Origin of the sequence: Phaeobacter sp. JH20_26, assembly GCF_048056275.1 — a bacterium.
Lineage (GTDB): Bacteria > Pseudomonadota > Alphaproteobacteria > Rhodobacterales > Rhodobacteraceae > Phaeobacter > Phaeobacter bryozoorum.
Genome location: NZ_JAYMWL010000013.1, coordinates 98,565 through 114,416, shown reverse-complemented (window position 1 = coordinate 114,416; position 15,852 = coordinate 98,565). Strand labels below are relative to the sequence as shown.

Sequence of the window (15,852 nt, the reverse complement as noted above, 5' to 3'; positions counted from 1 at the left end):
TCTGGTCAGCCCCCCAGCCGTTCGAGCACACGGCGCATGCGGTCGATGGCGCGGCGCACTTCGGGCAGGTGGCGGTCTGCTTCATGGGTTACCAGCCACTGATCATGGGTCAGCTCCGGCACCACAGGACCAGCGCGTCGCAAGCCCGGCTCCGCTTCGCCGATGAAGATCGGAAGCAGGGCGGTCCCATGCCCGGCCAAGGCAAGGTCCAGCGCATTGCGCGGGCTGTTCACTTCACACACGGCATCGCCGCCAGTGATTTGCGCCACCCAGCGTGCTGAGGGCGTTTCGGTCACCACTCTGATCCAGCGCTCCGGTGCACCGGGCGCGGCGTACGGCGCGAACTCCACAGCGGCCAGCTTGCGCCCCGCCAAAGTCTCCTCCGTTGGGCGCCGGTTACGGAAGCCGATGACCACTTCCCGATGCACGATGTCCATCACGCGTTCTGCGGACACAAAGCGCAGGCGGATGTCCGGCGGGGATCCGGTCAGGGCGCCAAAAGACCGCAGCAAGGCCAGCGTCGTCCAGGTGCCTGCGGAAACCTTGACCAGTGGCAGTCTGTCTTTACCGGGGCGCTGCACCAGCCGAGCAATCCGCGCCTCAACTCCCGACAGTCCACCCAGAAGCGCCTGTCCTTCGCAGGTCAGCCGATAGCCCCTGTCGTGACGCACGAACAGTTCCCGACCAAGGCTGCGTTCAAGCCCGTGCATCCGGCGCCCCAGCGTGGCGGCGCTACGCCCGGTGGTTCGCGCGGCGGCCGACAGCCCGCCGTCCCGCGCCACTGCTAGGAACAAGTTCAAGTCTTCCCAGTCGAGTGTTCCTGCAATCGTCTCGTTCGTTTTCGGATCATCCGCGACCATCATTTCACCAGCGAAAAGAGAAGTTCAAACCGTTTCGTTTCATGACGCCAACTTGTTCGCTATCCTGCTTTCAGGTCAAGCGCCGCAATCCCAGCAACTCCGAAAGGAGATCACTCGTGCCCCATACGCTCAAGACATCGACCGAATTTCCTGCCGCGCGCTCCTCGCCCGAACAAAGGGCACAGGACGCTTTCATGGATATGCATGACGGAAAGGGTGCCCACGCCCTGCTCTGGGGCATAGAAACCATTGCATCGGTCGGCACTTTTCTGGGGCACCTTCTGGCGAGCGTAGCAACGCTTCTCAGCCGTACTCAGGCAAGCCTGGTACGAAAACAAGGGAAATCCACCAAATGACAAACTTGCTCGGAGACGCCGAGAAGCGCCCCATTGGTCGAAATGGTCCGAACGTTTCGCGATTTGGTCTCGGGACCATGACGTTCGGTGTCGAAACCCCGGAAGACGAAGCCCATCGTCAGCTAGATTACTTTGCCGATTCGGGCAGAACGCTGATCGACACCGCGGACGCCTATGGGGGGGTGCCTCCGAAGAAATCATCGGGAAGTGGGCCGCGAGACGTCCTCAGGGGTATGGGGACATGATCCTCGCCACCAGCGCCCGCTTTGCACCACCGCCGAACAGTTCTGGGGCTTCGCGCCGGGGCCTGCAGTTAGCCCTCGAAGCCAGCCTCACTCGTCTGCGCACGGAAACCATCGACGTTTTTTTTCGTTTACGGCTAGGACCGTGAGACAAACATCGACGAGACACTCTCGACGCTATCCGACTTCGTTCGAGAAGGCAAAGTTCATCACGTCGCATGGTCTAACATCGCTGGCTGGCAACTTCAGAAAATTGTCTCTCATGCGCGCGCGCACCGCCTGCCGGTACCAGTCGCGCTGCAACCGCAGTACAACCTTCTCGACCGGTCCATCGAATTGGAAGTCCTGCCCTGTTGTGCCGAGGAAGGCGTCGGTCTGACACCGTGGTCGCCGCTCGGTGGCGGGTGGCTGACGGGAAAATACAATGAAAAAGCAGGGCCCAGCGGCGTAACCCGGCTGGGAGAAGACCCCAACCGTGGCGTCGAAGCCTACGATTTACGCAACTTCGACCGTACTTGGCGGATCCTCGCGGCTCTGAAACAGGTCGCGCGAGATCTTGAGCGTCCACCGGCGCACGTCGCGCTGGCTTGGTTGGCGGATCGCCCCTGCGTCAGTACCCATTGCTCGGCGCGCGCACGAAAAAGCAGCTTGCGGACAATTTGGCCGGCGCCGACCTGGTGCTGACGCAGGAACAAAGCGCCCGCCTGACGCGAGCGTCGGCCCCGGGCCTGCCGAATTACCCGTACGGGTTCCTTCAGGACTGGTCAGGATTGGACTTCTGGCAGAATCTGGGGACTGCAACCTCAAAGTGAAACTTGACCTTCTACGGTGAGATAATACTTACGCCCACTCTATACCCTGAGCAGTTAGTCCCACTGTGTGGTGGCCTGTAACGACTGACGCAGACTGAGAAGGGGTCTGATCCGGCTTGGGGCGGAATCGTATCATAAGGCATTCCCGACCTTCGCTGCATGGCGCAAGAACTGGTAAGGAGCGGACGAAGTGCGCATTCGCTGCGGATGCGCCAACGGCTGCTTTCGGACATGGACGGGCCGAGAGGCTTTTGTTCGCTACAGGGCTGTGACGTTTGAATTTGGTCCCTATCGACTTATTCGGCAGCGTCAGAAACTCGATCCTGTCTTGGGGAGCATCCGAATTTGCGGGCATATTCTCTCGAGAACTGAGCCGAACTTTCGTATCCCACCCCGTAGGCAATCTCGGAGACCTTTGAGCCGGTCGTTTGAAGCTCATTACGGGCATGAAGCAGACGCAGATCTTTCTGGTATTGCAGCGGAGAGTTGCCCGTGACTGCTTTGAACTGTTCGAAAAAGGCCGAACTGCTCATACCCATACGAGCGGTAAGCTCTCCGACGACAAGGGGTTTGCCCAGATCTGACCGGATTTCGTGCGTCGCCGCAAAGATCCGGCTGGCCGTGTTTTCGTGCCACACCAGTTTTTGAAGCGTGCCACCATGTTGCCCGATCAGCAGGCGGGCATGGATTTCCCGCGACGTGATCGGCGCCAGCATGTGTCGCGCCACTTCGGTTTCGCACTGGCGAAAGTATCGCAACAGGGCGTCTTGCATGTCGTCACCAGTGGGTGCGAGGCAAATCGAAAACGGATCTGACACACGTTGGGCGGATGACTGCGGCAAGGACGGAGCCAGGGCGCGAAGGAGATCCAGATCAAGGGGGAATACGAGCGCGACATAGGGATGATCGGGCGCGGCCTCGGTGATCCTTGAAACAACGGGCAGCGCGTTGCTGACGATCAGCGACTGCCCGGCCCGCACGGTGAGTGTTCTGGTGCTGGTCCCAACCTCTTTTGCACCTTGCAGGACCGCGCACAACAGCGGGCGGTAGACATTTGCGTCATGTTGGGTGGTCGCCGGGTGGGTGAGAAAAACCGTCCCGCCATCCTTATGTGTTAGTACACCCTGCCCAATGCCCGCGTGGTCAAGCTGCGTCAAAACATAGTCCAATAACGTCTGAGGTCCCATGAATGCCTCCTGTGGATCGACCTACTTTACCACGGGAACAAAGCAAACGCTTACCCAAAACTTCGGTTTATCGAGGATTGTGCAAGAAAGCTGGAGAATACTGAAAGAAAAATCCTGCCTTGTTGATTATCGTATGAACAGAAAGTTAGGGATTCGAGATATGAAAACCATTCTTATCACCGGGGCCTCGTCGGGAATTGGCGCGGCGACCGCCCGGCATTTCCAAGCAAACGGTTGGAATGTCATCGCCACGATGCGCAGCCCTACGGACAGCCCGGAGCTCGGCGCGCTAGAAAACGTGCATCTGGCCCAACTGGATGTGACGGATGCGGGTTCAATTGCAACGGCCGTAGGCGAAGGCATCGAACGGTTCGGGCAGATTGATGTTTTGCTGAACAATGCGGGCTATGGCGCCTATGGTGCGTTAGAGGCCTTTTCGATGGATCGCATCCGGCGTCAGTTTGACACCAACGTGCTTGGATTGATGGAAGTGACCAAGGCGGTTCTGCCCCACTTTCGTCAAAACCGGTCGGGCACGATCATCAATATCTCGTCCATTGGCGGGCAGATCACATTTCCACTTGGCGCGCTTTATCACGGCACCAAGTTTGCAGTTGAGGGACTTTCGGAGTCGCTGCATTACGAGCTGGAGCCCCTTGGCATTCGGGTCCGTATTGTCCAGCCGGGCATGATACGAACCAACTTTGGGGGCAGTTCTTTCGATTTCGCCATGGATGAAAACCTGCCGGACTACGCGCCAATGGCTGAAGCCATGGGGCGCCTGTTTGGCAAGCTGGCCGCGAACCCTTCTGCGCCCGAAACTGTCGCGCAGGTCATTTGGGATGCGGCCAACGAGACCGGAAGCCGCCTGCGCTTTCGCGCTGGACCTGATGCTGAAGAGCTGCTCGATGCCCGCAAACAACAAGATGACGAGACGTTCATCGGTGGTCTCAAGCAAAAGATGGGACCCTGAAGGCTATCCAATCATTCATAGAAAGAGGGCATGATCCATGTACCGCGAAGCAATCGAAAAAGGCGGCTTGGCCATTGTAACCGGGGCGGCAAGCGGCGTCGGCAAAGTCGCAGCTCAACGACTGGTACAAGACGGTCTGGGGGTTGTGCTGGTAGATCTGGCAGGTGAGGCCTTGGACCGAGCCGAGGCGGAATTGCGCGATCTGGCGGGCGCGTCCGCAATCGTTCAGGCGGTTCCGACAGATGTCACAGACACCGACGCCATGACTGCCTTGGCGGATCAGGTCTTTGCGCTCGGAGAGGTAGCAGTCCTGATGAACAATGCCGGTATCGCGCTGCCGACCGGCAGTTGGAAAAACGCAGAGAACTGGCGCAAACTTTTAGAGGTCAATCTCTTTGGTGTCATGAACGGCGTGCATGCTTTCTTGCCACGCATGATAGAAGCTGCACGCCCGGCGGTGGTGATCAACACAGGGTCAAAACAGGGGATCACCACACCGCCCGGAAACCCTGCCTATAATACCAGCAAAGCCGCCGTGAAAGTCATGACAGAAATGCTGGCGCACGATTTGCGACAGGCCGAGGCGAAAATCACCGCCCATCTGTTTGTGCCGGGATTTACCTATACTGGTATGATTAAGAAGTTCATGTCGGAAAAACCCGCCGCCGCGTGGACGAGCGAAGAGGCAATCGACTACCTGCTGAAGCGCATGTCGGACGGGGATTTCTATATTCTCTGCCCGGACAATGATGTGTCCGAAGAGCTCGACCGCAAACGGGTTGAATGGGCCGTGGGCGACATTATCAACAACCGCCCGGCGCTCTCACGCTGGCATCCTGACTATGCGGATGCCTTTGCCGCGCACGAGGCCTTGGAATAGCCGCTCCAAAAGAGCGGCCGTAAATGGAGCCAGTGAAACTGTTGTCCAAATAACAAGGCTTACTCCTCATCTAAATACCTAGCGGACATTCGTGCGAAGCGCGGCATCAAGTATTTTGGGCTCACTACCGACTTGCTGCGTTGCGGCGGCAGGGTTGCAGCGAAACTTCACCAAGACGCTTCTCCCAGACAACGCCAGGCAGCCCGGAGCGGTCATTGGCGGGGGCGTCATGTAAAAGATGCTGCCGCTGCAAAATATCCTGAAAAGCGGCCGTTGAACCGACTTGGCGCGCTGCCTTCAGTGCTGCAGTCAGCACCAGGGGTAGAGGTGCGCAGGAAGCGGGCTTTGCAAAGTCGGAGCTTCTTTCTTGCCCTATCGCCGCTCTGCTGCATTGCAGCGAAGCAAAGCAGACCTTTTCGCAATATTACCCTCTAACGCAGAATACTTCGAAGTCTTTCGACCTACGGATGGACTTCAAATGCTATCCATAGACCGTTGGCGAAATGCCAAGGATGTGGAGGGTTGCGGTGGTCGGAGGACCAACTATGTCAATTCCTAACCTTCCCGCAATTCGCATGCGTCACGCTCCCTGGAACAAAGGGCGTATCATAGGCCAAAAACGTCCTTTGCTTCCCAAGCATGTCTGGGCAATTCGCGTTCGCCTTGAACTCTCCGATAGGGTGCGTGATCTGGCACTCTTCAACTTGGCAATAGACAGCAAACTCAGAGGATGTGATCTCGTCCGTTTGCGTGTTGTTGACGTTTACGCAGCAGGCCACGTGAAAGAGCGCGCGTCCATAACCCAAAGCAAAACCAGTCAACCGGTTCGGTTCGAAATTACCGAAGGAACGCGATCTTCGCTTCAGGCCTGGCTGGATATGCCAATAATGAAGAAATCTGAATTTCTTTGGCCTGGAAGGCTCCACAACCGGCCGCACATAGGTACACGCCAATACGCGCGACTGGTTCGGGATTGGGTGAAATCCATTGGCTTGGAGCCAAGCGCCTATGGAACCCATTCGATGCGGCGTACCAAGGTGGCTCAGATTTATCGCAAAACCGGGAACCTTCGAGCGGTTCAGCTCCTTCTCGGCCATACCAAGATGGATAGCACAGTCCGCTACTTAGGGGTTGACCTGGAAGATGCCTTGTCAATTTCCGAGAGCGTCGAGATCTAGGACGCCAAGACGTTAAAAAACATTCCCAAAGCCTTGCCTCTGACTTGTCTGGCCATAGGCAAGGCTCCAGCGGGAGGAGGGGATACTGGCTATCAAAGGCGATTTAAGCGGCTGGTGGTCCCGCCGGATCACTGCTGAACACAGGTTTGTATATCGCGTCAGCGGCAAAGGTAATGACAGAGCCTGGAGATCGCCCAGCTGCGACATAACTACTGTTCGATCAGGCTCTTCGCGACAATGCTCACAATCAAGAAAGCCTGCTCCAAGGCTTGTGCCGCAGCTATTTGTTTGGCTTCAGCCGAGGGTCTGTGGAAACTCGCCTGGTTTCTCGACGATGAGGATGTTTCAGTCGATTTTGGGGAGGCAGCCGGATCCAGGAACACTTTAGCGTCTTATACGCCGGAGAGGGCTAAATCCGCGCTTTTGTGGCGTTTTTCTGCGGTGCAGCTTGAGTTGAGCACCGCCCATCAGGCCGGAATGGCAGTCAGAAGCCCGCGTACCCCGATCGGGGCTATCATTCGCTTGATCTTATCGGCGAGGACATGGAAGGCCATCTTGGTACGGACGTTCTTGGGCGTTGGCATACGGAAGTGCGTCGCCTCATCTCCACTCAATGGTGGTTACGATGAGCCGGAAACCCGCTCTTATCAAATCGCGCTACACTGTTCCATTGGCGCTGACGTCAGACAATGTCAGATTGGACGTTACCGTCTTTGCGGCCCGTGCCACCCGGTATGTCCTGCAGGTCGGCCTGGTGGCTCCGTGCATTGCACGAGTTGGACGAAAGCGGCATAGGCGAAGTCTATCACGCTGCGATTGAGTATATCATCCCGGCGGCCTCCGAACGGAATTACCGCCAGCAATGATCCGGTTGATGAGACCCGCTACGGCTCGATGCGCCTCTATCTCGCCATCAGTAACAGCTGCGTTTTCATGCGTCTTTGCAGCGTCCCGCAGGATACCCACGATCTCGCGCTCGGGCAGGAGCTTGTGATCGTTCATCGCCAGCAGCAGTGCTTCGCAGATCGAGAGGGCAGCCATTCCCGAGAAGTCTTTCTCGCTGAGCATTTTATTGTATCCTTCCGGTGACGGTAAAACATCGCGCAGCAGACTGGCCTCGCTTGTCCCAACCATCTTCGCAGAAAAATGGTATGCTGGGCTAACCGAAAGCAGTCTGTGCGCGATTGCGTCTGGAGTTTCTTTCCAGCTTGAGAGGCCCCGATGACGGATATCTTAGAAAGCCCGCTTACACGGAAGCTGCAAGTCTTCGTCGCATTGTCTGAAGATGAATTGGGCGTCTTGAAGCGTTTGCATCTGCGCCGCCGGTCCTTTTTGGCGGGGCGTGATCTCGTGCATCAGGGGCAGTCGGATCAGGCCGCTTATATTCTGGCCGCCGGTTGGGTATGTTCCTACAAGCTTCAGCCGGACGGAACCCGCCAGATCGTGGATTTCCAGATACCGGGGGACTTTATTGGATTGCGCAGCGTGCTGCTGCGCACGTCCGACCATAGCTTCGAGCCGGTCACGGATATTCAGGCGGCAGAGGTCTTTGCGGACGACCTTCTGGAAGCCTTCGAGAAGACGCCTCGCCTCGCGGCAGCAATTCTCTGGGCGGCATCACGGGACGAAGCCATGGTGGTCGAGCATCTCGTAGGAGTTGGCCGCCGCGCTGCGGATGCACGCATGGCGCATTTTCTGCTGGAATTGGGGGCAAGGCTGAAGCTGGTCGGAATGGGGAGCAAGAAAGGCTACGCCTGCCCTTTGACACAGTATCATCTTGCTGACGCGCTCGGCCTAAGCGCCGTCCATGTGAACCGTGTCTTGCGGCAGCTTCGCGAACGCGGCCTGCTGACATTTCGGGACGGCCGTGTAACGTTCGGCAATTATGACGGGCTGGTAGAGTTTTCGGGGTTCGATCCGGCGTATCTGGATCAGACCGGCCCGCTCTTGAAATGAAAAAGGCCGCCCCTCCCCCCGGAACAACCTGGGGCGGCCCGATCTTCATTTAAAGCAAAGGAGTATCACGAAAGCGCTTTTTTAGCCGCGTCCAGTTCCTTGTTCGTTTCGGCGTGGTTCTTCGCCGCATGCGCCTTCTCGGCCGCCTGGTAGTGCTTCACAGCCCGGTCTTTTTTGGGGCCGGCGATTGCCTTGTCACAGGCTGCTTTGACCGAGGTCATCTTCTCGGCGGCATTGGTCTGTTCGGGTGTCATTGGATTGTCCTTTCTTGGACATTCCGAGAATAGGGCACGCAGTGCAATGCAGTCCATTTGAGGAACCGCACGCATCCCGTGCTTCTCTGCTGCTCGGAAATGAGTGCCGCCGGAGATTCGGCAGGCACGCAGCCATGTACCCATCTTCTCTGCTCCGCAGCACTGATGCAGGTTAGCTTGGGGCGGGTCCGCATCTTCTGGCTGATGATCTTTGAACGAAGAGCTCGGGAGCCGTTTCACATGCCGAGAAGTGCGTTAAAGATATCGCCCCAAGGTGAGGGTTCATCCCGCTGGCATCAGGTGGTGGGGGTTTGCTGATGTGACAGCCGCAGCCACCGGCCGTTGTCCAGCAGATATGTGGACGCGCAGAGCGCCTCATAGATTGGCAAGCCTGACTTCTCCGCGAATACGCGGTAGGCGAGCACAGCAACGGCCCCTTGCCTGATTTGGCTGCGGTCTTTCATTTCCACGGTTCGCCAGCCCGTGTTTTTCTTCACATGCTCCAGGATCTGCCCGCCCTGAAGAATGCCCGGCGGATAGGGAAGTATCATCACTGCATTTTTTGCAGTCACGGTGCGGGCGCTGTCCGCGCCGCTGGTCCAGCACCGCTCTTCCAGATCCCATAGCACCGCATAGTCCTTACCATCACTGCGGTCGCCGTCCCGTGTTTTGCCTGACATCATTGGCCCGTCCCCGGAGTGCCTGTGAGTATTAACTGCAAAATCAGAAAGAGGATCGCCAGTACCGCCCAGATCAACCCAGACAAATTCGTCGGCCCGTTTTCTGCGGCGCCAGAAACAGCCATCAAGCGCTTGCGATGTTTGGGGAGAAGGCGGGTCAGTTTCCGCGCGAGCGTTCCGCTATCCTGCTTGAGTGCGGGCACGTCGCGGAATTGCGACAGCAGCATCTCCAGTCGCGAGCCTGCGACCTCTTTCTCCAACGCGGCAAGCGCGGCTGCCTCCTCCCAAGGTTCGAGCTCAAGCCGCGCGAGGGCCGATAGAACCGTAACTGCATTGCCATTCCGGTCCTCGCCAACGAAGGCTTGTAAAAAGCGGTCAAACTCAGGGCTGTGGGGTTGAAGAATGCCAGCGGCTGGCATCGGCATATCCTCCCTTTTTCGGTGTTCGGATCGGGAAGCGGCTGTTCCCGAAGAACCGGGCTGCCGCCTGCCGGGTAACACGCTTCGGATAACTCCGATCATACCCGCATTGCCCGACGCACGCGCTGACGCAGATCAGCCGGTCTCCAGTCCTCTGAAGTCTAGCCGAAGGTTTGGTCCGCGTATGCCAGAGCGGTCAGGACCCCAGCGGCGCTAACATGGGTCAGCACGCACCGCCCGGTTCCGGGGTAATGTAGGAGCGCCGCAAAGTTTGGCTGCCTCTCGGCAACCGGGATGCTGCAGCCAAGGCAGCGCGGCAGACATGCACATATCGCGGAGACCGGTGATGGCCTGGCGATCAATCAGATCCACCGTGACTTTCCCGCAGCCTTTTACCTTGCCCGGATATCCGGACGAACTGCCTTCCGGCGAATACGAAGTGCTGGTCGAGGAGGAGCTTATCGAAGGGCTGAGTTTCACGGCTTACCGCAGAACGGCGATTTACCTGACCATCCACGGCAAGGGGCGTTTGCCGGGCCGGACAGAGTTGCGGCCAATTACCTGGACCGACCTGGAAGCAGCGCTCGGCCAAGACCCGAAACGCAACACTTGAAGATAGCGAGGCGGCGCTTTCCCCGCTGGAGGATTCACAATGTACACTCCCGAATGGCTTAAACCCGGCCTCTACGGCGCCGTGATAGGTGGCGCATTATTAGGCATCGGCGGATTTACCTGGGGCGGCTGGGTAACCGGCGGAACGTCACACGGCATGGCCGTGACCATGTCCCGCAACAATGTAGTCACGGCTTTGGTCCCGGTCTGTCTGGACATGGCCCGAACCGATGCGGAACGCGACGCAAAGCTGGCAGCGATCAGGGCCGTTGCTACCTACCGGCAGCGGGATGCCCTCATGAAAGCCGGTTGGGCGACCGTCCCGGGAACCGAGTTTCCGGACCGGGACATTGCGCAGGCCTGTCTTGCGGCCCTTGACGTCGAAAAGTCGTCGGAGCGCCCGGAAAACACGATCAATGAAGGATGAACAGTGCCATGTTACCATCTCTGCCTGAAATGACAGATCTTGAACGGCGCGTTCTGGCCCATGAACGGATTCTCCAGTCGCTCATTGCTTACATGTCCCGCACGGAACCGCGTTTCCTTGAACACCTTAAGAAGCGTTTTGTTGAGCCAATGGCCATGGTGAGGCATGAGCATGACCACCGAAACGCGGATGATTATGCAGAGGAATTCATTCGCACCGTAATGGCTCTTGGAGAACCGCATTTGCCAAAGGCCGCAAGCTCCAGCGTGCTCGATAAGCCACTGCACAAACCGGAAGATATCCATATTTCGACACACCCCTATCGTCCAACTGCGAAGGCGGAGCGCGTTCGTGCCCGGAAGAGGAATGGAATCTGGGAGGTCAAGGTGGACGGTGTTTTCCACGGGGACTACCACGACAAGGGCACTGCGTCAGTAGCCGCAGCCTTGGCCCGCTTGTCGCTTCGATGAGAGGACCCCACCCATGAACGAGGCAGTTAGAAAATCCATTGCGGTCTTTGCCCGGCCGTTCAACGTTCCGGGCTTCAGCGAAACGCTCCCTGCCGGAGAATATGACATTGAAACGGAACTGTGTTCACCTCCCGACAGCCTGCAGCCTGAGACTTGGAGAGCTTCTGTCGCCGTGAAGTTGCATCCCAGGGAATTCCACCCCGGGCTGGCGAGAACCTTGACCGTTTCGCTGGCCGACCTCGATGACGCCCTGGCAAAGGACAAGCTCACCGGAAAAGAACTGGCCGAATATTTCCTGGAAGAAATGCTTTCTGACCCGATGGTCCGGCTGGTGATGGTGGCCGACGGGGTCTCCGAAACTCAGCTGCGGAACCTTTACTCGGGCGGGGGCGCATCTCAGGCGCACAAAGAGGCGCCGGATGCGGCTATAGCGGGTGAATTGCCAACGGAAAATTCACCAATCCAGGCCGCGGAGAACGAAGGAATGCCGACACAGAGGGAATAAGCCGCGCGCAGGCGCCTTGGCGTCAAAGGTCTGTATCGGATGCCGGTTTGAGAGACCAGGAGAGGAAACAATATGCCCGACCAGAACGGCGGCCCGGAAGACCGTGGGCCATGGCAAAGCAGACAGAAGCGCAATCCGCCCGATATCGACGAAATTCTTCGTGAAGGCCGCGACCGGCTGGGCGGATTGCTCCCTGATGGGCGGCCCCCTGTGAAGGGCATACTGGTCGCAGGAGCGATAGTCTTGGCAGCGGTTGCGGCCTGGTCTTCATATTACACAGTCCCGAGCGACTCTGTCGCCGTTGTCCAGCGTTTTGGCAGATACACTGCTGAGGTTCCGCCTGGCCTGCATTTCAAATTCCCGCTTGGCATCGACGTTGCTACGCTGGTGCCCGTGAAACGGCAGCTGAAGCAGGAATTCGGGTTCACAACGCCGGGCCGGAGTGATCCCTTTCAGAGCCCGTCAGACGGCCGACGCGAAACCGAAATGGTCACGGGAGATCTGAATGCCGCGCTCGTGGAATGGGTGGTGCAGTACCGGATCTCTGACCCCCTGAAATTCCTGTTCGAGGTACGCGAGCCAAGCGCGACTTTGCGCTACGTCTCTGAGTCCGTGATGCGAGAGGTTGTTGGCGACCGCACCGTTGACGAGGTCATCACCATCGGCCGTCAGGAGATCGAGAGCGAGGCGCTTCTCAAGATGCAGGCTCTGTCCACGAAATACGCCATGGGTATCAGCATCGACCAGGTGCAGCTGAAGAACATCAACCCGCCGGGACCGGTTCAGGCGTCGTTCAATGAGGTCAACCAAGCACAGCAGGAAAAGGAGCGCCTGATCAATGAGGCGCGCCGCGAATACAACAAAGTCATTCCGCTGGCCGAAGGCGAGAAAGATCAGCGGATCCGCGAGGCTGACGGTTATCGCCTGAAACGCGTCAACGAGGCGGAAGGCGACGCAGCACGGTTCACCGCGCTTTTGGCCGAATACGTCAAGGCGCCTGAGGTCACGAGGCGGCGGATATACATAGAAACCCTCCAGGATGTTCTGCCCAGCATCCTGTCAAAAATCATTGTCGACGGATCGACTGCGAGCATCCTGCCGCTTTTGAACCTCGACAGGCTTCAGGAGGATCCGTCATGAACATCAGATTGGGGCTCTTCGCAGGGATTGCGGTTGCTGCCGGCGTGATTGCCTCCGGTTCCCTCTACACAGTTGGTGAAGTCGAGCAGGCCATTATCACCCAATTCGGTAAACCTGTGGGCGAACCAGTCATAACGGCTGGATTAAAGCTGAAGCTGCCTATCGTTCAGGACGTCAACCGGATCGACCGCCGGGTTCTTGAGTGGGACGGCAATCCTTCTGACATGCCCACCAAGGACAAGCTCTACATATCCGTCGATCTGTTCGCCCGCTGGAAAATCACCGACCCGTTGCAGTATTTTCTGCGGCTGCGCGATGAGCGCAGCGCGCAATCCCGTCTAGACGATATTCTCGGCAGCGAAACCCGCAATGCTGTCGCCAAACACGAGCTGATAGAGATTATCCGGACCACGAAGGGCCGGACCCCGCTGCGGGACACGCTTCTGACCGATGAGGAGCGCGCGCAGGACATAGGTTCTCTGGTTCCTATCCAGAAGGGCCGCGCACTTGTAGAACAGGAGATATTCGCAGCCGCCTCAGAGAAGGTTCGCGTTTTTGGGATCGAGCTTCTCGATATCCGTTTCAAAAGGATCAATTACAACGAGAGTGTGCGTCCGAAGATCTACGACCGCATGATCTCAGAGCGGCGCCAAATCGCTGAACGTTTTCTTTCCGAGGGCAATGGCGAAGCCGCTCGGATCCGCGGCAACCGGGTGCGCGACCTGAACAAGATACAGTCCGAAGCGTATCGCGCCGTCGAGGAAATCCGCGGCGTGGCTGACGCCTCGGCGGCTGCGATCTACGCAAAAGCCTACAACACCGACGCCCAAGCAGCCGAATTCTATGCGTTCACCCGGACAATGCAGGCCTACAAGGACATGATTTCAGGGGGAACGACGCTGGTTCTGACAACGGACAGCGAACTTTTCAGGTTTCTGAGAGGAATGGAGACCGGGGAGCCGACTGGGAGCACGCCTCCTCCCGCCCCCGGCCTGACGGCCGCGGCCGAACGCTGATGTATTAGAGGACAAAGAGATGACGGAAAAACCGGTGGATTTAGACGCAAGGCGAAGCGCCGAAGGCCAGATTGCGACCGATATCCGGCGGCATGCCCTTAAGGATTTCAAAGCCGACCAGAGAAAACTCCGCCTGCGGCAGGAAGAACTTGAAATGAAACGTCTCGCCAAACCGGCCTCTAGCTGACATGAGGCGGCCATGCCTACGTTGGGCAGCTTAACGTCGTCTGGCAGAAGCGCCCCGATAAAGTTTCGCTGCAGCCCTGCCGCCGCATCGCAGCAAGTCTGCTCCGGGCTGTGACAGCGACTTACCCGACCGGCAACATTCGCACCTCCCACACCCCACCAAAAAAGGGGCCGCCAGCGCTGCCCCTCTCCATCGTCATCTTTCCAAAAATACTCACAAATGCACCGATGGCGGCACGCGCACCGCCCGCCATGCCCAGACCTGCAAAGCGGCGCGGCCTACTGCGGCTTGTCGCCGCCCAGCACCTGGTTCATGCTGACCGACGGCTGGTCGCAGCCGGCCTCACCGACAATCTTGGCCGGCACGCCCGCAACGGTCTTGCAGGGCGGCACCTCGGCCAGCACTACCGATCCTGCCGCGATACGGCTGCAATGGCCCACCTTGATATTGCCCAGCACCTTGGCGCCAGCACCGATCAGCACGCCATTGCCGATCTTCGGGTGCCGGTCTTCCTCTTCCTTGCCGGTGCCGCCCAGGGTCACCGAATGCAGCATGGAGACATTGTCGCCCACCACCGCCGTCTCGCCGATGACGATGGAATGCGCGTGATCGATCATGATGCCCCGGCCAATTCTGGCCGCCGGATGGATATCAACGCCAAAGATCTCGGAAATCCGCATCTGGAAGAAATAGGACAGATCGTAATCGCCCTGCTGCCACAGCCAATGCGCCACCCGATAGGCCTGAACCGCCTGATACCCCTTGAAATAGAGGATCGGCTGCAACAGCCGGTGGCAGGCGGGATCGCGTTCATAGACCGCCATCAGATCGGCGCGCCCGGCGGCAATCAGATCCGGGTTTTCGTCATAGGCCCGGTCGACGATCTCGCGCAGGATCACCATCGACATCTCATTGGAGCAGAGCTTCGCCGCGATGCGATAGGACAGCGCCTTCTCAAGCGAGGTATGATGCAGGATGCAGGCATGGATCAGCCCGCCCATCAGCGGCTGGCGGCGCACGGCGTCCTGCGCCTCGGTGGTGATCTGATCCCAGACGGGATCAACGGAACTGACGGCCTGGCGCGTCTCAAGCATGGCTCTGCCTCCTGTGTTGCAACCAGAGTACCTCCCCCAGCGCAAAAAGGCCAACCGCAAATCCGTGATGAGAGCCATCGGATCTGCTGATCTTTTGCCCCGGCTGCGCAGTCATGCACCGACAGCCCGTTGTTTTTATTGGTGATCACCCGTCGCACCAGCTCCCGTGCCCCGATGCACAGGGGCTGTGCAGGCCCGATATTGACGGTGCCACAGGCTGTCAAATGGCCGCCCGGCACAGACGCTGCCAGCGTCGTTGAGGCGCCGCAACAGCCGCATGACAAGGCATCCGGCAGCCGCTAGCCCGGGTTATGCCTGATATGACGCGCCAGCTCGGCCAGCACCAGCCGGGTACAGGTCAGATAGTCCGGCGCGTCATAAAACGGCTCATCCGCCAGCGGGAATTTCCGCGCCGCAGCACTCAGGGAGCCATCGCCCCAGCGCGGGCAGAGCCGCCGGTGGCGGCGCAGATGGCGCACCGCCTGCGCCGCCCCGGCAAAGATCCGCTGGCACAGCGCGCGCCGCTGCGCCGGGGCCACCGCCAGCAGCGCGCGGGCGGTGCTGGTGATATCACCGGGCAGGATAGGCCGTCGCATTCCCGCCC

The 15,852-nt window shown here is 58.6% G+C and carries 21 protein-coding genes and 2 pseudogenes; 15 read left to right on the top strand and 8 right to left on the bottom strand.

Annotated elements, in window-relative coordinates:
- Positions 1-5: 5 nt before the first annotated feature.
- Positions 6-860 carry a LysR family transcriptional regulator gene (locus VWY60_RS06415; protein ID WP_416540079.1) on the bottom strand — a complete coding sequence of 285 codons (855 nt, stop codon included), beginning with the start codon at positions 858-860 and terminating at the stop codon, positions 6-8.
- A 116-nt stretch (positions 861-976) separates the two neighbouring features.
- On the opposite strand from VWY60_RS06415, the gene VWY60_RS06410 reads away from it, so the two are divergent.
- The 3 genes and pseudogenes from VWY60_RS06410 to VWY60_RS06400 all read left to right on the top strand — a co-directional run.
- The gene (locus VWY60_RS06410) at positions 977-1,216 is read left to right on the top strand and encodes a hypothetical protein (protein ID WP_416540078.1); all 240 of its coding nucleotides are present in this window, start codon (positions 977-979) and stop codon (positions 1,214-1,216) included.
- A pseudogene (locus VWY60_RS06405) lies at positions 1,213-1,607 on the top strand (aldo/keto reductase). Before VWY60_RS06410 ends, VWY60_RS06405 begins: the two are co-directional and overlap by 4 nt.
- Positions 1,608-1,611: 4 nt before the next feature.
- Positions 1,612-2,142: pseudogene (locus VWY60_RS06400) on the top strand (aldo/keto reductase); the annotation flags it as partial.
- 424 nt (positions 2,143-2,566) lie between these two features.
- Here the strand turns inward: VWY60_RS06400 and VWY60_RS06395 are convergent.
- Positions 2,567-3,457 carry an AraC family transcriptional regulator gene (locus VWY60_RS06395; protein WP_416540077.1) on the bottom strand — a complete coding sequence of 297 codons (891 nt, stop codon included), beginning with the start codon at positions 3,455-3,457 and terminating at the stop codon, positions 2,567-2,569.
- Between the two features lie 160 nt (positions 3,458-3,617).
- Between VWY60_RS06395 and VWY60_RS06390 the strand changes: the two genes are divergently transcribed.
- The 4 genes from VWY60_RS06390 to VWY60_RS06375 all read left to right on the top strand — a co-directional run bounded on the left by VWY60_RS06390 (position 3,618) and on the right by VWY60_RS06375 (position 6,876).
- Positions 3,618-4,430 carry an SDR family oxidoreductase gene (locus tag VWY60_RS06390; RefSeq protein WP_416540076.1) on the top strand — a complete coding sequence of 271 codons (813 nt, stop codon included), beginning with the start codon at positions 3,618-3,620 and terminating at the stop codon, positions 4,428-4,430.
- 37 nt (positions 4,431-4,467) lie between these two features.
- A complete protein-coding gene (locus tag VWY60_RS06385) occupies positions 4,468-5,310 on the top strand; it encodes an SDR family NAD(P)-dependent oxidoreductase (RefSeq protein WP_102855908.1) in 843 nt (280 codons plus the stop codon).
- Positions 5,311-5,855: 545 nt separating this feature from the next.
- Positions 5,856-6,488 (top strand): tyrosine-type recombinase/integrase, encoded by a 633-nt coding sequence (locus VWY60_RS06380; RefSeq protein WP_260098720.1) that lies wholly within the window; start codon positions 5,856-5,858, stop codon positions 6,486-6,488.
- Positions 6,489-6,570: 82 nt separating this feature from the next.
- Positions 6,571-6,876: a type II toxin-antitoxin system YoeB family toxin gene (locus tag VWY60_RS06375; protein ID WP_416540779.1), complete on the top strand. Its 306-nt coding sequence runs from the start codon at positions 6,571-6,573 to the stop codon at positions 6,874-6,876.
- A gap of 437 nt (positions 6,877-7,313) precedes the next feature.
- Here VWY60_RS06375 and VWY60_RS06370 read toward each other — a convergent pair whose 3' ends face one another.
- Positions 7,314-7,556 (bottom strand): hypothetical protein, encoded by a 243-nt coding sequence (locus tag VWY60_RS06370; RefSeq protein WP_340545769.1) that lies wholly within the window; start codon positions 7,554-7,556, stop codon positions 7,314-7,316.
- 153 nt (positions 7,557-7,709) lie between these two features.
- Between VWY60_RS06370 and VWY60_RS06365 the strand changes: the two genes are divergently transcribed.
- Positions 7,710-8,444, top strand: coding sequence for a Crp/Fnr family transcriptional regulator (locus VWY60_RS06365; RefSeq protein ID WP_416540075.1), 735 nt, complete (start codon positions 7,710-7,712; stop codon positions 8,442-8,444).
- 65 nt (positions 8,445-8,509) lie between these two features.
- Here the strand turns inward: VWY60_RS06365 and VWY60_RS06360 are convergent, their stop codons facing one another.
- The 3 genes from VWY60_RS06360 to VWY60_RS06350 form a co-directional block, all read right to left on the bottom strand.
- Positions 8,510-8,698 (bottom strand): hypothetical protein, encoded by a 189-nt coding sequence (locus VWY60_RS06360; RefSeq protein ID WP_340545771.1) that lies wholly within the window; start codon positions 8,696-8,698, stop codon positions 8,510-8,512.
- Between the two features lie 296 nt (positions 8,699-8,994).
- Positions 8,995-9,381: a hypothetical protein gene (locus tag VWY60_RS06355; RefSeq protein ID WP_416536350.1), complete on the bottom strand. Its 387-nt coding sequence runs from the start codon at positions 9,379-9,381 to the stop codon at positions 8,995-8,997.
- Positions 9,378-9,803, bottom strand: a complete 426-nt coding sequence (locus VWY60_RS06350; protein ID WP_416592472.1) for a hypothetical protein — start codon at positions 9,801-9,803, stop codon at positions 9,378-9,380. The genes VWY60_RS06355 and VWY60_RS06350 overlap by 4 nt, the downstream gene beginning before the upstream one ends.
- Before the next feature lie 340 nt (positions 9,804-10,143).
- On the opposite strand from VWY60_RS06350, the gene VWY60_RS06345 reads away from it, so the two are divergent.
- From VWY60_RS06345 to VWY60_RS06315, 7 genes are all read left to right on the top strand, one after another.
- Entirely contained in the window at positions 10,144-10,410 is a 267-nt protein-coding gene (locus VWY60_RS06345; protein WP_416540073.1) for a hypothetical protein, read from the top strand.
- A 39-nt stretch (positions 10,411-10,449) separates the two neighbouring features.
- Positions 10,450-10,836, top strand: coding sequence for a hypothetical protein (locus tag VWY60_RS06340; RefSeq protein ID WP_416536347.1), 387 nt, complete (start codon positions 10,450-10,452; stop codon positions 10,834-10,836).
- Between the two features lie 8 nt (positions 10,837-10,844).
- A complete protein-coding gene (locus tag VWY60_RS06335) occupies positions 10,845-11,306 on the top strand; it encodes a hypothetical protein (RefSeq protein WP_416540072.1) in 462 nt (153 codons plus the stop codon).
- A 13-nt stretch (positions 11,307-11,319) separates the two neighbouring features.
- Positions 11,320-11,811 carry a hypothetical protein gene (locus tag VWY60_RS06330; protein ID WP_340545777.1) on the top strand — a complete coding sequence of 164 codons (492 nt, stop codon included), beginning with the start codon at positions 11,320-11,322 and terminating at the stop codon, positions 11,809-11,811.
- A 72-nt stretch (positions 11,812-11,883) separates the two neighbouring features.
- The gene (gene hflK, locus VWY60_RS06325; protein WP_416540071.1) at positions 11,884-12,951 is read left to right on the top strand and encodes an FtsH protease activity modulator HflK; all 1,068 of its coding nucleotides are present in this window, start codon (positions 11,884-11,886) and stop codon (positions 12,949-12,951) included.
- Positions 12,948-13,967, top strand: coding sequence for a protease modulator HflC (gene hflC, locus VWY60_RS06320; RefSeq protein WP_416540070.1), 1,020 nt, complete (start codon positions 12,948-12,950; stop codon positions 13,965-13,967). The genes hflK and hflC overlap by 4 nt, the downstream gene beginning before the upstream one ends.
- A gap of 19 nt (positions 13,968-13,986) precedes the next feature.
- Positions 13,987-14,154: a hypothetical protein gene (locus VWY60_RS06315; protein WP_416540069.1), complete on the top strand. Its 168-nt coding sequence runs from the start codon at positions 13,987-13,989 to the stop codon at positions 14,152-14,154.
- A 278-nt stretch (positions 14,155-14,432) separates the two neighbouring features.
- Here the strand turns inward: VWY60_RS06315 and cysE are convergent, their stop codons facing one another.
- Both cysE and VWY60_RS06305 read right to left on the bottom strand, forming a co-directional pair.
- A complete protein-coding gene (cysE, locus tag VWY60_RS06310; RefSeq protein ID WP_340545780.1) occupies positions 14,433-15,248 on the bottom strand; it encodes a serine O-acetyltransferase in 816 nt (271 codons plus the stop codon).
- A gap of 299 nt (positions 15,249-15,547) precedes the next feature.
- A complete protein-coding gene (locus VWY60_RS06305; RefSeq protein WP_416540068.1) occupies positions 15,548-15,844 on the bottom strand; it encodes a hypothetical protein in 297 nt (98 codons plus the stop codon).
- Positions 15,845-15,852: the final 8 nt, after the last annotated feature.

Coding starts and splice junctions, on each gene's coding strand:
- VWY60_RS06305 (WP_416540068.1), bottom strand. CDS start 15,844: ATGCGACGGCCTATCCTGCCCGGTGATATCACCAGCACCGCCCGCGCG.
- VWY60_RS06335 (WP_416540072.1), top strand. CDS start 10,845: ATGTTACCATCTCTGCCTGAAATGACAGATCTTGAACGGCGCGTTCTG.
- VWY60_RS06360 (WP_340545771.1), bottom strand. CDS start 8,698: ATGACACCCGAACAGACCAATGCCGCCGAGAAGATGACCTCGGTCAAA.
- VWY60_RS06385 (WP_102855908.1), top strand. CDS start 4,468: ATGTACCGCGAAGCAATCGAAAAAGGCGGCTTGGCCATTGTAACCGGG.
- cysE (WP_340545780.1), bottom strand. CDS start 15,248: ATGCTTGAGACGCGCCAGGCCGTCAGTTCCGTTGATCCCGTCTGGGAT.
- VWY60_RS06315 (WP_416540069.1), top strand. CDS start 13,987: ATGACGGAAAAACCGGTGGATTTAGACGCAAGGCGAAGCGCCGAAGGC.
- VWY60_RS06365 (WP_416540075.1), top strand. CDS start 7,710: ATGACGGATATCTTAGAAAGCCCGCTTACACGGAAGCTGCAAGTCTTC.
- VWY60_RS06330 (WP_340545777.1), top strand. CDS start 11,320: ATGAACGAGGCAGTTAGAAAATCCATTGCGGTCTTTGCCCGGCCGTTC.
- hflK (WP_416540071.1), top strand. CDS start 11,884: ATGCCCGACCAGAACGGCGGCCCGGAAGACCGTGGGCCATGGCAAAGC.
- VWY60_RS06390 (WP_416540076.1), top strand. CDS start 3,618: ATGAAAACCATTCTTATCACCGGGGCCTCGTCGGGAATTGGCGCGGCG.
- VWY60_RS06355 (WP_416536350.1), bottom strand. CDS start 9,381: ATGATGTCAGGCAAAACACGGGACGGCGACCGCAGTGATGGTAAGGAC.
- VWY60_RS06395 (WP_416540077.1), bottom strand. CDS start 3,457: ATGGGACCTCAGACGTTATTGGACTATGTTTTGACGCAGCTTGACCAC.
- VWY60_RS06380 (WP_260098720.1), top strand. CDS start 5,856: ATGTCAATTCCTAACCTTCCCGCAATTCGCATGCGTCACGCTCCCTGG.
- hflC (WP_416540070.1), top strand. CDS start 12,948: ATGAACATCAGATTGGGGCTCTTCGCAGGGATTGCGGTTGCTGCCGGC.
- VWY60_RS06370 (WP_340545769.1), bottom strand. CDS start 7,556: ATGCTCAGCGAGAAAGACTTCTCGGGAATGGCTGCCCTCTCGATCTGC.
- VWY60_RS06350 (WP_416592472.1), bottom strand. CDS start 9,803: ATGCCGATGCCAGCCGCTGGCATTCTTCAACCCCACAGCCCTGAGTTT.
- VWY60_RS06415 (WP_416540079.1), bottom strand. CDS start 860: ATGGTCGCGGATGATCCGAAAACGAACGAGACGATTGCAGGAACACTC.
- VWY60_RS06340 (WP_416536347.1), top strand. CDS start 10,450: ATGTACACTCCCGAATGGCTTAAACCCGGCCTCTACGGCGCCGTGATA.
- VWY60_RS06345 (WP_416540073.1), top strand. CDS start 10,144: ATGGCCTGGCGATCAATCAGATCCACCGTGACTTTCCCGCAGCCTTTT.